This is a genomic window from Methylorubrum zatmanii, assembly GCF_014845115.1.
In the GTDB taxonomy this organism is placed as follows: Bacteria; Pseudomonadota; Alphaproteobacteria; order Rhizobiales; family Beijerinckiaceae; genus Methylobacterium; species Methylobacterium zatmanii.
This window is the reverse complement of the sequence record NZ_NKUI01000050.1, coordinates 15,009-29,737: the sequence shown is the minus strand read 5'-3', so window position 1 is coordinate 29,737 and position 14,729 is coordinate 15,009. Positions and strand designations below refer to the sequence as shown.

15 protein-coding genes and 1 pseudogene are annotated in these 14,729 nt (G+C 67.4%); 5 read left to right on the top strand and 11 right to left on the bottom strand.

The genetic code is table 11. The annotated features are described in order from the left end of the window. Positions 1–1,406 precede the first annotated feature (1,406 nt). A complete protein-coding gene (locus MZTS_RS07200; RefSeq protein ID WP_192282881.1) occupies positions 1,407–2,651 on the top strand; it encodes a hypothetical protein in 1,245 nt (414 codons plus the stop codon). 6 nt (positions 2,652–2,657) lie between these two features. Here MZTS_RS07200 and MZTS_RS07195 read toward each other — a convergent pair whose 3' ends face one another. The 3 genes and pseudogenes from MZTS_RS07195 to MZTS_RS07185 form a co-directional block, all read right to left on the bottom strand. Then, a complete protein-coding gene (locus tag MZTS_RS07195; RefSeq protein WP_066922167.1) occupies positions 2,658–4,070 on the bottom strand; it encodes a hypothetical protein in 1,413 nt (470 codons plus the stop codon). Between the two features lie 1,495 nt (positions 4,071–5,565). Continuing rightward, positions 5,566–6,273, bottom strand: a pseudogene (locus tag MZTS_RS07190) (sigma-70 family RNA polymerase sigma factor). A 13-nt stretch (positions 6,274–6,286) separates the two neighbouring features. After that, a complete protein-coding gene (locus MZTS_RS07185) occupies positions 6,287–6,622 on the bottom strand; it encodes a hypothetical protein (protein ID WP_192282879.1) in 336 nt (111 codons plus the stop codon). A gap of 96 nt (positions 6,623–6,718) precedes the next feature. Between MZTS_RS07185 and mscL the strand changes: the two genes are divergently transcribed. Beyond that, positions 6,719–7,144, top strand: a complete 426-nt coding sequence (gene mscL / locus MZTS_RS07180) for a large conductance mechanosensitive channel protein MscL (RefSeq protein ID WP_009864584.1) — start codon at positions 6,719–6,721, stop codon at positions 7,142–7,144. Positions 7,145–7,151: 7 nt separating this feature from the next. On the opposite strand, the gene MZTS_RS07175 is transcribed toward mscL, so the two are convergent. The 7 genes from MZTS_RS07175 to MZTS_RS07145 form a co-directional block, all read right to left on the bottom strand. Continuing rightward, a complete protein-coding gene (locus MZTS_RS07175) occupies positions 7,152–7,445 on the bottom strand; it encodes a hypothetical protein (RefSeq protein WP_192282877.1) in 294 nt (97 codons plus the stop codon). Between the two features lie 244 nt (positions 7,446–7,689). Beyond that, positions 7,690–8,103: a DUF1236 domain-containing protein gene (locus MZTS_RS07170; RefSeq protein WP_192282875.1), complete on the bottom strand. Its 414-nt coding sequence runs from the start codon at positions 8,101–8,103 to the stop codon at positions 7,690–7,692. Positions 8,104–8,272: 169 nt separating this feature from the next. Continuing rightward, entirely contained in the window at positions 8,273–8,434 is a 162-nt protein-coding gene (locus MZTS_RS25655; RefSeq protein ID WP_009861379.1) for a hypothetical protein, read from the bottom strand. A 369-nt stretch (positions 8,435–8,803) separates the two neighbouring features. After that, the gene (locus tag MZTS_RS07160; RefSeq protein WP_192282873.1) at positions 8,804–8,995 is read right to left on the bottom strand and encodes a hypothetical protein; all 192 of its coding nucleotides are present in this window, start codon (positions 8,993–8,995) and stop codon (positions 8,804–8,806) included. 143 nt (positions 8,996–9,138) lie between these two features. Beyond that, positions 9,139–10,545 (bottom strand): ATP-binding protein, encoded by a 1,407-nt coding sequence (locus MZTS_RS07155; protein WP_192282871.1) that lies wholly within the window; start codon positions 10,543–10,545, stop codon positions 9,139–9,141. Positions 10,546–10,553: 8 nt separating this feature from the next. Next, positions 10,554–11,282: a response regulator gene (locus MZTS_RS07150; protein ID WP_192282869.1), complete on the bottom strand. Its 729-nt coding sequence runs from the start codon at positions 11,280–11,282 to the stop codon at positions 10,554–10,556. Continuing rightward, complete coding sequence (locus MZTS_RS07145) at positions 11,282–11,854, bottom strand: MarR family winged helix-turn-helix transcriptional regulator (RefSeq protein WP_192282867.1); 573 nt, start codon at positions 11,852–11,854, stop codon at positions 11,282–11,284. The genes MZTS_RS07150 and MZTS_RS07145 overlap by 1 nt, the downstream gene beginning before the upstream one ends. A gap of 197 nt (positions 11,855–12,051) precedes the next feature. Here MZTS_RS07145 and MZTS_RS07140 point away from each other — a divergent pair, with 197 nt between their 5' ends. The 3 genes from MZTS_RS07140 (at position 12,052) to MZTS_RS07130 (ending at position 13,776) form a co-directional block, all read left to right on the top strand. Continuing rightward, positions 12,052–12,939: a branched-chain amino acid aminotransferase gene (locus MZTS_RS07140; RefSeq protein ID WP_192282865.1), complete on the top strand. Its 888-nt coding sequence runs from the start codon at positions 12,052–12,054 to the stop codon at positions 12,937–12,939. A 107-nt stretch (positions 12,940–13,046) separates the two neighbouring features. Beyond that, positions 13,047–13,298 carry a DUF3072 domain-containing protein gene (locus MZTS_RS07135; RefSeq protein ID WP_192282887.1) on the top strand — a complete coding sequence of 84 codons (252 nt, stop codon included), beginning with the start codon at positions 13,047–13,049 and terminating at the stop codon, positions 13,296–13,298. Between the two features lie 259 nt (positions 13,299–13,557). Next, entirely contained in the window at positions 13,558–13,776 is a 219-nt protein-coding gene (locus tag MZTS_RS07130; RefSeq protein WP_192282863.1) for a Flp family type IVb pilin, read from the top strand. A gap of 73 nt (positions 13,777–13,849) precedes the next feature. On the opposite strand, the gene MZTS_RS07125 is transcribed toward MZTS_RS07130, so the two are convergent. Beyond that, positions 13,850–14,647, bottom strand: a complete 798-nt coding sequence (locus MZTS_RS07125; protein WP_192282861.1) for a DUF937 domain-containing protein — start codon at positions 14,645–14,647, stop codon at positions 13,850–13,852. Positions 14,648–14,729: the final 82 nt, after the last annotated feature.

Below are 14,729 nucleotides of genomic sequence, written 5' to 3'. Positions count from 1 at the left end.
GGAAGAGCCGACGGCAGGCGGGCCCTTCGCCGGGCTCCGGGGCGGACCTCGGGGCGGGCGCCGAGCGGGGCCGGTCACGGCAGGCCGTCCGGGTCGGCCCTCCCGGGAAGGGGCGGCGCCGGAGCTGATAGGACGTCCACGCCCATCGAGCGTCGCCCGTCCGCGGGCCACGCCCAGACATGGTCCGGCAGCCGGGCTCGCTCGAAGGACAGGCTTCCCGGGAAGTCAGGACAAATTGTGTTGAGAGCGTTCCTTCGGCGAGGCCGGAAATCGGGACAAGCTTTCGCGATAGCTTGGCCCGCCGGCCCACGCCGGATCGGCCGTTCCAAGCCCCGGGCGGCGAGCCCCGCCCAGTGGGCGAGAGCGCTGGCCTGGCGATCGTAGAGCCGCCACCGTGGTGGCGAAGGCGCGGACGGGGGGCGAAGCCAAGGGCCGGGCTGATCGACCGCTACCGTCGCTTCGTCCGGCATCATCGCTCCGCCTCGCTCGGGAGCGGCGGAACGCCCACGGCATCGGACGCCACGCGCGGTCACAAGCCATGGACATCCGCGGACGTGTAACCACCGCGATCCGCGGGACGAAATCCAAAGAAAACGGCGAGACGTACGCGCCCCATCGTCGATTGCGGAGGTGAATATGAAAACGATCCTGTTTGCCGCTGCTGCGAGCGCCGCTCTTTACGCGTCGGCCCTCGCGCAAGGGGGTGCCCCGTACAATGCCAGTGGGCAACAGGCAGGGGGCCCGCGTGCGGGGATGGAGCGGCGTCTGGGAGTGTCGGTCAGCACCCCGACCGGGAGCCTTCTGCCGACACAGCGAAGGAGCGATGTTCGGAGCCGCTGCAGGCCGGATGGCAAGGGCCAATATGCCGGCGGCTACCGCGGCGAGTTGGCGCGCCGTGGATGCGCATAGCGAGGCTCGCTTGCCGAGAGGAATTCGGTCTGGTGCGCCGGGTGCATGGTCGGGCATCCGGGCGGCGACGCCGGCGCCTGACACCGCCCGATGAGGTGGGTCGAGTGCGGGCATGAGCCCTTTCCGCGACGACCGCCCGATCGGCCGGTTGCGGCATCGGCACGCGCGCACTTTCAGGGGTGAGCTGCGCGACGCTGATGTGCCAGCCGAGGTGACCCGGTTCGGCGAACGGGACGGCGTCGAGCTTCTCTCGCTGTCGAGTGCCGGGCGAGGATGGCCACGTGCACCGGCTCGTCACCTATCCAAACAGGGCGCACTCCATCGTGCGAGCGCGCCGCCATGGAGCCCGCGCAGGGCTTGATGGTCACCGCGGACCGACGGGATGCCCGCCCTTGGGAGCCGACGCCTCGGGGCATCCCTCGGGGAAGTTGCGCGGCAATCCCTGGCCCGCAGGGACCGGGTCGGCTATCCCCTCGCGCCTCACTGAGAGCGACGCGATGGCTGCCGATTTCCACGACTGGGACAAATCAGACGCATGGCAAACCGACCACCCGGTCATCCGGGCATTCGGCCGCCTGCGCACCACGGTCGCCCTTGGGAAGCTCGCCGGCATCGCATGCCTACCCGCGAGGTTGAGCCCGCGGCAGCGGGGCGTCCTCCTGGCAGCCCTGGAGCGGTTGTACGCCGGTGGCGTCCGGCCGAGCCTGGCCGAGGACACCCGGCGAGGCCTGGGAGCGATGGCATCGACCGGCGAAGTGACGTCGCGTGGCGTCGGCTGGCGTCAACTTGCCCCGACGCTCGGCCTCGGGGCGGGAGCGTTCGATCCGGATCGAGCCGCGGAGGAAGGGCGGCACCATCTCGTCGCACAGCTGCTCGCGATGTCGCCCAGATACTGGGCCGACCCGGTTCAGGCCATTCTGTTCACGGCCCTGCAGTACGGCTTGGAAGTCGCCCTCCGTCGCGGACGCTGCAAGCCCGAGCCGCTCAAGACGGAAGCGGTGCTCCATTACATCCAAAGCGCGGTCGAGCACCGTGTGATCCCGGCCATGGACGAGGCGGGAGCCGGCCTGCCGGAAACATACACGCTCGACCTCGGCACCGCCTCCATGCTGGAGGGCCGGGATCTTCTCGCGGCGGACCTCGCGGTCGTCGCCGGCGTGCACGTCCTCGGGCGCCCGATGTACCGGATCGTCCTCTTCCAAGCCAAGAACGCGACCGCGACGGGCTTGACCGACGTCGGGAGGAACGAGGGACGGCAGCTCGACACGTTCCTCTCGACCGGGATGGGCTGGTACCTCTTCTACCCGGCCTGGGCGAGGAAGGGGGCCTTCATCACGACCGTCAGGCCGGCGACCGAGGTGTTCCACGATGTCTGGGCCCACGGTCAGGCGCCGGCCTTCGGGCAGGTCGACGCCTATGGCGGCGAGCGCTCGCCCGGGTGGGATTTCGCGTCGTTCGTCAGCATCGCCATGTCCTCCGGCCGCGACCTGTCGTTGGGGCGTCTCTTCCCGGACGCCGAGACCGCCGCCGAGGCTCTCTCGGACGACCGCAGGCAACCCTTGGCGGCCGACATCATCGCCATCGACCGGACGGGAAGGCTCGCGCTCCGCGACTTCATCGATGCGACCGCCAGCCTGGGGTACGGGGACGGACGGGTCTCGTCCTTTCCGTCCAGGCGTCATGCCGCGCACCGCCGCGACGAGGCGGGAAGTCCGGGCGACCCGTTTGCGCCCGGTTGGTGAGACCGTTCAGTCCGGCAGGCCGAAGGTCATCTCTCGGGCGAGGCAACCCGCGCGCAGCGAGGTGAGCCGGTCGCACGATTGGGCCAGCGTGCGGAGGACGTCCAGTTCCTGCGCGGGCGGCAAGAGATCGACGACCAGGCGCTCGACGTCGCGGTAGACGTCCTGCGACATCCAGGCGAGAAGGAACTCGGCCAAGCCGCGCCGCAGGGCTCGGTCGTCGCCGACGACCGCTCGGATCCGCCACTGCCACAGGCCCTTCTCCGCGTTGCCCAAATGGCGCCACACGGCGCGGGCGCCTGGGATATCCATGGGCAGGTCGGCAAGCTGGGCGTGCAAACGGACGATCATTTCCCCTGACGGAAGATCCCGTAGCGCCAAGACGAAGGCCTCCTCTCGCTCGGCGTCGGCCAACTCCGAGCGGACCGCGCGACGCCGGCGCGCGAGGTGCAGGAGGCTCAAGGCAGCGAACACCGCGCTTGCCGGCTCCGAGCCCTCCAAGGCGCGGACACCCGAGACGATTGCCGCCATGAAGGCCTCTGGATCGTCCTCGAAGAGCGGTTCGAGCCGAACGAGACGCCGGATGTCGTTGGCTTTCCAGGCGCGTGCGCCGGCGATGGCCCGCAGCCATTCCGCAGCGGCTGGCATGCCGCCAACCCTGTCCCGCAGGTCGGCACGGCCCTCAAGCTTCCCGAGCAGCGTTGGGAGCCACCTCTCGTCGGACAGAACGTCCCGGAAGGCGGCGAGGTAGTCTCCCGGGGGCGGTGCGCAGCGCTCGAAGAGGCGGGCTACCCCCCGTTCGATCGCGGGAGCAAGGATTTCCGCTTGAGCGAGGACGGCGGCGTCGAACGCGGTTCGGTCGCCTTCGACCATGGAACGCAGGCTGTGGAGCGCAAAGGCGTCGTCCCTGAAATCGAAGATGAGGTCGCTGACCGGCGCGGTCACGCCGAAGGCCAGCGCCGCCGTACCGTCCCCGCAGACCCGGAGCGGCGCGCCGTTCAGGAACGACAACAGGCGCCCGGGTTCGCCGCGCGCGCATCGAAAGCCTTGGGCGACGAACGCGGCGGCCTTCCCTCGAAGGTATGAGGATACTGGGTCGGAGGGCGCCCAGTGGCGTTGGATCTCCTCCAGGCACCGGATTGCCCGACCGCATCCTTCTTCCAGCGGCCAGGCGCCGTGCTCGATCGCCAGGATCGACAGCAGCGTGAACAAGGCGTGCTCGCGCTGCGTCAGCGGCGGTGTTCCGAACCGGTCGAACATGCCGATCCGGTCCCTCTCGCTCGGGACGTTGTCGCGTATCCAACGGTCGAAATCCTCTGCGACATCCGCCTCACGGAGCGGTTCGGGCAGCGCAAGGCGGGCAAGCCTCTTGATCGGGTGCGGGTCACCGTCGGTCGTCAGGTCAAGAGGTTGTACGCGCACGTGCTGTCTTCCTCTGCGGCTCCGGCCGTCGCGAATCCGCCACGTCGGCATTGTCCTTGCAGCCTTGCCGAAAGCAAAGTGGGGCGGACCGATAGGGCGGGCCCGCGAGAGCCATCGGGATGGCAGCTTCACCCGAAGTCGATCCCGCCCGCCGGTCGATTCTGGCCCCAGTTCCGGTTCCCGCCCCCGCAGGCGCAGGCACGACGGCCTTTTCGGGTTCGTGAAGCGGGGTCAGTCACGGCTCCTGTCCCGACCGAGCGCGGCCGACAGATCGCTTCCGCGCCTGGCTCCTGGGCTCGCGGACGCTCGTGGAGGCGCGTTCGACCCAGCGCATCCCGTCCGTCACCGGAGGCGGGCCAGACGGGGGCTGCCAGAGGCGTTCGGAAGGCCCCGTTCACGCCCTCCGTGCAGCCGCGACGCGCTGGCCTGATCGCGACAAACCCCACGAAGTTCAGCCTTCTCTGGCAATCGAGACAAACTTTGTTGAGAGCGCGCCTTCAGCGCACGCCAAAATCAGGACAGGCTTTCTAGAGAATTTATCCCGCCGGAGGGTGGGGGGCACGCCCGGCTTCTCCGATCATTCTTGCGCGGCCCCCATCCCGGCGGTTGGGTTGCTCAACCAGGCCGGCGAAGTGCGAACGAATTGTCATGGGGCCGCGTCCCGGACGACGTCGCGGAGCCTGCGGTCCCGCCGCGGATGCGCGACAAGGTTCGACGTTGTGGTTGAAGCCGACCCAGCTCGTCGGGAGATGTCGAGGCCCCGATCGATCCGGCGCAGCGAGCAAGTTCGGGCCGTGGCGGTGTCGAAACCGGTCGCCCTGGGTGCCGCAATCCGTCCCTGGCGTCCCCTTGCACTCAGATGGCCTTACGCTGGCGTGAGTGCAGCCTCATGGGAGCCCGCCAACTCCCCAAGCTCCGCCCCTCATCGGAGCGCAGGAGAGCCCTACGTTGTGCTATCGTGCCGAACGCATGAGCGCGCGACTAGGAGGGCTGCAGAGGCCGATTGTCATCAAAGTCAAAGTTCTTTGAGAGCAGCAGCACGCAAGGGCAATGTTCTAAGAGAGTCGAGTTAAATTCGATTGAGGAGGTCCCTCGGGCGGCCCCCGAAATCAGGACAAACTTCGTTGAGGAATTACACCTCCCGAAGGGGAATGAACGGCTCATTCTGCGACGGGATCCGCTTGATCGGAGCGGGTCCCGTATCAACCAGCCCGCGCGGCGTCTGAGCGAAGCTCGAATCCGCCATCCCGAAGGGATCGACCGGATTGGGTCTGAGAGGAAAGGGAAGAGCCGACGCTCCGCGTTCGGGGGATGCGAGCCTCGGTTCAATGCTTCGGTCGTTCCTTCCGTCATTGCGAGGCGGAGCCGTGGCAATCCGGTGCGGCGCGCTGTCCGGATTGGGTGGCCCCTCTGGATCGTTTCGCTGGCGCTCGCGATGACGGTGTGCGGCAAAACCCGAGACGGTTGACTGAAAACCGTACCAAGCGGCGCAGGATCATGCCCGCGCCGCCAGCAACCCATCCGGCAGGCCCTCGAAGGATTCGATCAGGAAGGCGCGGGCGCGGCTGACGCGGCTTTTGACGGTGCCGACCTGGCAGCCGAGCCGTTCCGCCGCTTCCTCATAGGTGAAGCCTTCGGCGCCCACGAGCAGCAGGGCCTGACGCTGGGGTAGCGGAAGCGTGCCGATCAGGTTCAGCACCGTCCGCAACCCCGCCGCATGCTCCTGATCGGGATGGGCCGTCAGTGTGCCGGCATGGACGCCATCGGCATCCTCGACCTCGCGGCGCCCCTTGCGGATCTCCGTGTAGAACTGATTGCGCAGGATGGTGAAAAGCCACGCCGTGAAGTTCGTGCCCGGCGTGAACCGGGTCCTGTTGGCTCAAGCCTTGGCCATGGTCTCCTGAACGAGGTCGTCGGCCCGGGTCGGGTTGGCGGTCAGGGAGATCGCGAAGGTGCGTAGCATCGGCAATGCCTTGACGAGTTCGTCGCGAAAGAGGGCCTCCACTTGGCCGCCATGGGCGGCGAGTGCGTCCTCGAACTGTCGCAACAGGTCGGCGAGCCGGTTCGGCAGAGGCGCCTGCCCCGTGAGATCGAAGTAGTCGCGCAGGGCGAGCGACAGATGCCGGGGCACAGCCCTTGCTGCTTCATCCCGGTTTTCTGCGGGATATTCTGGCAAATGGGTGTGAGTCAGGTCGTCGGCCATCCGAAAGGGGACCTCAGGCTACGCAGAATCGTTCGTGTGGTGTCGATTCGGTAGCAGTCGAAAAATGAACTGGTTCTAAACGGGAAGCGGAACCGGTCGGCTTCTGGCCGCCGAAGCCCTGCAAATTGGCTGTGCAGACCAGGGAATTTGTTTCTAAATTTTTCCCCTTTACTGCCAACCAAGTTCCGACCTGAGTTTTGAGGTCAAGCTTCCCAACGAAGACGCTCGTTTTATGCTTCTGTATCGGCGGATATATCCGGTGCGTGCCGTCGCTCATGTCGAGTGTGCCGATATGCGTCCAAGGGTGTGAGGATTGCTCTCGACCTTGCGCCGTTTTGGCGGTCGGCATGCAAGCCCGTCCCGTCGGACATCCCCTTCTGAGCCGAGCGCTCTAGCTTCCCATGGCGGCGCACAGGCTTGCGCCGGACCGAGAGGGGACTACCGAATGCTGGAAGAGTTCAAGAAATTCGCGTTGCGCGGCAATGTGGTGGATCTGGCCGTCGGTGTCATCATCGGCGCCGCCTTCGGTGCCATCGTCAACTCGTTGGTGCAGGACGTCATCATGCCGATTATCGGCGCCATCACCGGCGGTCTCGATTTCTCGAACTACTACATCCCGTTGTCGTCCAAGGTGCAGCCGGGCATGCCCTATGCCGAAGCGAAGAAGGTCGGAGCCGTGGTCGGCTATGGTCAGTTCCTGACACTCGCCGTCAACTTCACCATCATCGCCTTCGTACTGTTCATGGTGATCCGCGCCATGAATACGCTGAAGTCGAAGGAGGAGGCCAAGCCGCAACCCGTCGCCGAGGTGCCGACCGATGTGAAGCTGCTGACGGAAATCCGCGACCTTCTGGCCAGCCGCAGAGCGTAAGGCGCTGCTACCGTTGGGTGCTGTCGGTGTCGTTCGGCCTGACGCCGAAGGCATCGAGGATTCGGTCGAGGGCATGCTCGACCGCTTCCGTTCCCTCTTCGTGGGTCTTCAGGCGGGTTTCCAGACGACGGATCTGCGGCTCGAACTTTTCCGGCACGGTCGGTTCGTCGCCGAGAAAGCGGGGCTCCGGCGTTGCTTCGGTGAGAACGCCGCGCAGTTCGTGGCCGAGATGATCGCGAACCGATTCCGGCAGCGGTGATGTTTCGGGGGATGCCTCGGGGGTGGTGTTCGGGCCGCTCATCGCCAGTCCTGGTCAAGCGCGAAGGTGTCTGCCACCTTTAACGAGCGAACAGAAAGAGCGTTGCCTGGCTCTTCTTCAGCTTAGGCGGCTGCCGGTTCTCGAGGGAACGGATACTCCGGGTCACGAACACTGCGCATCGCATTCTTGCGTCTCGGGCAGGCCCGGCTCATGGCAAACGGCCCCGGCATGGGATGCCGGGGCCGGATGGCGCCGCCCTTCGCGGGCGGCGCATCGAGGGGATGGGTTAGTCGAGCACTTCGATGATCCGGTGACGGCCGTCGACCAGCACCGGGCGATCGTTCACGACGGTATAACGGGTGCCACGGGCCACGCGGTACTCATCCGGAACCTCGTAATAGGTCACGCCCGAGGACGGCAGGGTGGATCCGACGACGACGCGGCCGTCGTAATCGTAGGAACGGACGTTGCGCTCGCGGACATAGGAGCGGAAGCGCGGACGATCATCGACGCCGAGAATGCCGCCGATGGTCCCGGTGGCCGCGCCGACGGCACCGCCCACGATCCCACCGATCGGCCCAGCAGCGTCCGCGCCTTCCTGGGCACCGCGCTCGGCGCCGCGGAGGGTGCCCTGCGCCTGAGCGGCCGCGGGCAGGGCAAGGGCGATGGCCGAAGCGGCGAGAAGGGTTTTCATCTTCATTCCAGCATCTCCGTCATTGGGACGTCCGCTACGAACTCAAGCGCAGCGAAGCATGGGCCGGTAACGTCCGAGCTGCGAATTCGGATGCATGAAAAATCGAGAAAGGCCGAGATTATCCCGTGATGCTCGATTCGGAGGCAGATCTTTCGAGATCTGGCGGCGCTATGCGCTAAATCCTTTTGGGTCCGGCCGGTGAGCGCTCCGACAGGAACCGTCCGATGCGCACCAGGGTGCGGGCGATGTTGTCGGTGGAGTGCGCGTAGGGCAGGCCGGGCAGGCGGTTCACGCCATCGACGACAAGGCTACGGCGGCGGTCGAACTCGGCGACCATGTCCGTGACGCAATCCTGCGGGCCATCGAGGGCAGCCCATTGGCGTGACGGCGTTGACGCAGTAATGCGAATTGACCGCGAGCTTGCGGCCAGCCAGACCCGCCATATCGCCATCAATAGGGTGACCTTGCCGCCCGGCACGATGTCACCGAATCGGGTGAGACCTCGACACCCTGGCGCCGGTGGATGTCCCGTGTCACCGCCTCCCGCAGCGGCGGGAGGCCGAGGGCCCGCGTGCAGCCGTGGTGGCCGTCGCGCAGGGCCTTGATGTCCGCCTCGACGATAGGGGCGGCGACGGGAAATCCTGCTGGCCGAAAGGGGGAACGATGTGCGGCGCGACCCCGTCCCCCCTCCGGCCGGCGAGGACGATCAGCCGTGGGAACGCTCGGCGAGGCGGCTGGCGGCGAAGGAGATGCCGCCGGCCACGGCGAACAGGATCGCGAAGGTCTTCACGGCGGCCCAGAACAGAGCCGGCTCGATTCCGGTGTCGGTGTAGAGCAGCGTGCAGATCGCCCCGATGGGGAGCAGCAGCACGACGAAAAGCGGCACCAGCGGGTTCATTCGACGTCACTCGCGTTCGAAGGGACCGCGACGCGGCCCGAAGAATAATGCGAGGTGGTCTTAGCATCGCCGTTCCGCCGGAGGAAACTCCCGCCGGCTCAGAATCTCGGCGCTCCGGCTTCGCGTTTCCAGAAAATACGATGTCAGGCCGGGATCCGCACCGTCGCCCGCAGCCCGCCGAGCGGGCTGTCGTGGAGCGCCACGTCGCCGCCATGGGCGCGGGCGATGTCGCGGGCGATGGCGAGGCCGAGCCCCGAGCCGCCGGCATCCTGGCGGGCATCGTCCAGGCGCACGAACGGCTTGAACACCTCGTCACGGCTCTCCGGCGGGATGCCGGGCCCATCGTCGTCGATGGTGACGAGGAAGGAGCGATGCTCTCGCCTGCCCGAAATCGCGACGGTATCGGCGTAGCGCGCGGCGTTGGCGGCGAGGTTGAACAGGCAGCGGCGCATCGCGTCGGAGCGCACGGTGACGAACGGATCGCCCTCGATCTCCACCGCCTCGACATGGGCGCCGAGCCGTTCCACGTCGCTGCGCAGATCCTCCAGCAGGGTCCGCATGTCGGTTTCCGTGGCGGTCTCGGCGGAATCGCCGCGGGCGAAGGCGAGATAGCCCTCCAGCATCCGGCTCATCTCGTCGACGTCGCGCTGGAGATCCTCCACCTCCGGCGTCTGCTCGACCAGGGCCAGCGAAAGCTTGAACCGGGTGATGATGGTGCGCAGGTCGTGGCTCACGCCGTTGAGCATCGTCGTGCGCTGCTCCATCGCCCGCTCGATGCGGCGCTTCATCTCGATGAAGGCATGGCCCGCCTGCCGCACCTCGCGGGCGCCCCGGGGCTTGAACTCGATGTCGCGGCCCTTGCCGAACCCTTCCGCCACCGCCGAGAGGCGCAGGATCGGCTTGATCTGATTGCGCAGGAACAGGATCGCCACGCCGAGCAGCACCAGGGAGGAGCCGGTCATCCACAGCAGGAAGATGTGGGAGTTCGAGGCGTAGGCTTGGTTGCGCCGGGCGGTGACCCGCAGCACGCCTTCCGGGATCGCCACCCGGATCTCGATCAGGTTCGAGCGGCCCACCGTGTCGATCCAGAACGGCCTGCGAATCTGGCGCCGGATCTCGTCCGAGAGCACCTCGTCGAGGATCGAGAAGAAGGGACGCGGCCCCGGACTTGGCAGCTTGGCCCCCTTCAGGATGTCGACGTCGAGGTTCAGCCGCTCGCCGGCGATCCGCGCCAGCGTCTCGCCGTTCTTGTCCTGCGGATAGGACTCGTAGATGTCCATCAGCGCGGCGACGTCCGCCGTCACCGCCGCCGAGAGACGGCGGGTCACGAGCTGCCAGTGCCGCTCCATGAAGGTGTAGGCGATCACCGACTGGAGCAGGACCATCGGCGCGATGATGATGATCAGCGAGCGGGCGTAGAGGCCCTTGGGCAAGGCGTCGCCGATGGTCCGGCTCACCCGCCGCCAGATCTTGCGGACCCGGCCGAACGTGCCGAGGAGCGCGCCGGCTCGGCGGGATCCGGTCGGGGAAAGGCCGGCGGGACCCGCCATGGGCATTCTCAATCGATGGCGAGGCGGTAGCCGACGCCGCGCACCGTGTGCAGGAAGCTCGGATTGGCCGGATCCGGCTCGATCTTGCGGCGCAGGCGGTTGATCTGCACGTCGATGGTGCGCTCGGCCGCCAAGCCGCCATTGCCGGCCAGGGTCTCGCGCTCGACATTGCCGCCGCGGGCCTGGGCCAGGATGGTCAGGATCTCGCGCTCCCTCTCGGTGATCTTCACCGCCTCGTTGTCGCGCCGCAATTCGCCTCGGTCGGCCCGGAAGGTGAAGGGGCCGAAGCTCACCGAGCCCTCGCCGGAGAAGCGCGCCTCCGCTGCGGCGGTGTGGCGCCGGATGATGTTGTTGAGCCGCAGGATCAATTCGCGCGGCTCGAAGGGTTTGGGCAGGTAGTCGTCGGCGCCGATCTCCAGCCCGGTCACCCGGTCGTTGGGATTGGAGCGGGCGGTCAGCATCAGGATCGGCACCCGCGAGGTCTCCCGCACCGATCGGGCATAGTCGAAGCCGCTCTCGCCGGGCATCATCACGTCGAGGACGAGGGCGTCGAATACGAAGCATTGACCGCGCAGGCGCGCCTCGGCCACGTTCGCGGCGGCAGTGACGCGAAACCCCTGCTCGGAGAGAAAGCGGGAGAGCAGCTCGCGCACCCGCCGGTCGTCATCGACGAGCAGGATGTGGGGCGCATGGTCCGGAAGCTCCGGCCGCGGCCTGAGGGCGGGGCCCGCCGTCATCAGGCGCGTCCCGTGGCGCGGCGCGCCATCAGGCGGCGGATGGCGGCGCGTTCGTTGGGCTCGATCATGGCGAGGAGGAAGTCCTGGGCCGAGGCCGCCCGGGCATCGCGACCGCCCTCGTCGCCGGCATCGGCCGGCGCATCGAGGGCCCGCACGATCCGGCGCACCTGCACGCGGGTGAGATCGGCGGTCAGCGCATGGCCGCTCTCGGTGCAGAACAGGAGCCGCTGGCGCCGGTCGCTGGTGCCGGTCTGCTGCTCGATATAGCCCTGATCGATCAAGTCCTTCAGCACCCGGTTGAGGCTCTGCTTGGTGATGCGCAGGATATCGAGGAGTTCGGCGATGGTGAGGCCGGGGTAGCGATCGACGAAATGCAGCACCCGGTGATGCGCCCGCCCGAACCCATACTGCGCCAGGATCCGGTCGGGATCGCCGACGAAGTCGCGATAGGCGAAGAACAGCAATTCGATCAGGTCGTCGCTGTCGCCGCCCTCGGCGGAGCGGGCGGGAGCGGAGAGCTCGCCGGGAGCCTGCGGCGCCGGGTCGGCCTCTGACGTCATCGCACGATTCACGTCGTGAATACCTCGGTCGGCGGCGGATCGCGGGGGGGCGGAAGATAAGTCAGTGTTGTTGACATATCTCAGCCCCGTTGGTACCCGTCAACCCTGCCGGTCCAGCCGCCGCTGCCTCGTTCATGCGCCCGCGCGCCGGTCCATACTCCATCCTGCGACCCCGTTTTCGCCGAGGCCGCGCAGAGGAATGTCAAGAGATGTCCGTCATCCCGTTCGACGAGCGCGAGGGCACGATCTGGTTCGATGGCGCCATGGTGCCGTGGCGCGAGGCGAAGATCCACGTGCTCAGCCACGGCCTCCACTACGGATCGGCGGTGTTCGAAGGTGAGCGGGCCTATGGCGGCCGGATCTTCAAGAGCCGCGAGCATTCCGAGCGCCTGCGCCGCTCGGCCCAGCTCCTCGACTTCGAGATTCCGTTCTCGGTCGATGAGATCGAGGCGGCCAAGGCGCATGTTCTGGCGACCAGCGGCCTGCAGGACGCCTATCTGCGCCCGGTGGCTTGGCGCGGCTCGGAGATGATGGGCGTCGCGGCGCAGAAGAACACCATCCATCTCGCCATCGCCGCCTGGGAATGGCCGAGCTATTTCGATCCCGAGACCAAGATGAAGGGCATCCGCCTCGACATCGCCGATTACCGCCGGCCCGATCCGCGCACGGCGCCCTCGACCTCGAAGGCGGCCGGCCTCTACATGATCTGCACGATCTCCAAGCACCGCGCCGAGAACAAGGGCTATGCCGACGCCCTGATGCTTGATTGGGAAGACAACGTCGCCGAATGCACCGGCGCCAACGTGTTCTTCGTCGCCGACGGCGTGATCCACACGCCCCAGGCCGACCGCTTCCTCAACGGCATCACCCGCCAGACGGTGATCGAGCTGGCCAAGCGCCGGGGCATCCAGGTGATCGAGCGGCGCATCCGTCCGGAGGAGATGGCGGGCTTCTCGGAATGCTTCATCACCGGCTCCGCCGCCGAGGTGACGCCGGTGGCCGAGATCGGACCCTACCGCTTCACGCCCGGCAGCCTGACCAAGGCGCTGATGGACGATTACCTCGCCGAGGTGCAGCCGCGGGCGGCGGCGGCCTGAAGCCGGGTTCATGGGTTCCGGGCGCGACGCGCGTCCGGAACCTCGCCGCCGATCCCGCGTTCATGGATGAACTGCCTGGAACATTCCGTGAACGAGTGGGTGTGTCGATGACGCGTCAGACGACCAAGGACCAGAAGGCGGCCGAGAATCCCAAATCCGATCCGACCGATGAGTCGAACCGGATCAAGGATCCCGATGAATGGACCACTGGCGCCGAGCCGATGACAGGCGCGCAGGCCTCTTACCTCAAGACCCTGTCCGAGCAAGCCAAGGCGCCGGAGGCCTTCGAGGCCGATCTCGATAAGGCGGAAGCCTCCAAGCGCATCGATGCGCTGCGCAAGGAAACCGGCAAGGCCTGACTGACCCGGCCGGCGGCGGCATGCCGCCGGCCCCGCAGTCCGAAGGCCCCGTGGAGGCGCGGCGTCGGGCGCGGTAGCGCGGCGCCTCAACGATGGGATTTCGAACGGGAGCAAGGTTTGAAGCTCTCCGATCCAAGCCACGTGATGGCGGGCCGGAGAGCGGGGCATCGGTCAGGAAAAAGATCGTGAGGCCCTTAAGCTCGTTGCAAGTTTGGATCGGCAGGATCGGCCGATTGCAACGGTCCCGGAGCGATGTGCCGTGGGTTCGCTCTCTTCCGTCCGGCGATTCGCGCATGTCGCCACGTCGCTCCGCAGGGCCGCTCTCGGCTTTTCCCGGGAGGAGGGCGGCGCGACGGCCATCGAGTATGGGCTGGTCTGTGCCTTCGTGGCGCTGATCACGATCGGAGCGATGCGGATCCTCGGAGCCGCGATCATCGAGGCGTTTCCGAAGGCGATCAATTTCCCCACGTCGGAATAAGGCTGCGCGGCGGTTCGCTCGCTGTCACGGTCGGTTGTCCGCGCAACCACTCTTGGAACGGGGCGTCCGATCGTCAGGTTTTGCCGTCCGGCCGCCGTTTCGAGCGGAACACCGCCTGCTCAGGTTCTGACGAGGCCGGCGGCGGGGCGGGCGAGGGCGAGACGGCGCCCGACGGGGCGGAATCGGATTTCGACGGGCTCCAGAAGGCGTTGAACACCTCCTTCATCGCCTTGACGTTCTGTTCCTGAACTTCGGCGCCGGTTTGGAGCATCTGCTGAATCACCTCCATCGAGGCTTTGGACGCGTCCGGCGCCGGGGACGCCTCCACCTTCCGCCGCGCGGTGCGGGGCTCCGGCCGTCTCGGCGTCGGCGACGATGCGGGCGGTGCCATCTGGGCGGCCGCCGCGCTCAGCCCGTTGAGCCAGTCCGTCCACAAGGTGCCGACCGGATAAGGGGAGGGCGGTGGCTCGGCGGCGGTGGCTTGGGCGGGAGCGTTGAGCAGCAGGTGCACGATGCCGGCGACGATCATGCCGGCCATGATCGGCAACATCTGGCGCAGAGCCTGGGCACCGACGCCGCTGGCCGCCGCCGCTTGTTGGATCACCGCCGGGCCCAGCAGGGGGGAGCCGAACAGGCCCGTCAGCAGATCGGGTGCGCCGGTCGGCTGCGCCGACCCCGGCTGGTTCAGGCCGAACAGCCGGGCGAGGCCCATCGGGTCGGTCGCGGCGTTGCGCTGCAATCCCATGGTCAGGGCCGGCAGCAGGGCCTCCATGGCCCGGCGCGTCTGCTCCGGCGTGAGACCGAATTGCTGCCCGAACGCGCGCACGCTCGCGTCCCCCTGGCCCTGCAGGATGTCGAACATGGTGTACATGGCCGGGCGCCTCGCGCGAACAGCATCGTTTCCGGATGCCGGACGCTTCCGGGCCTCGTCATGACAACGGCTGCATGACGTG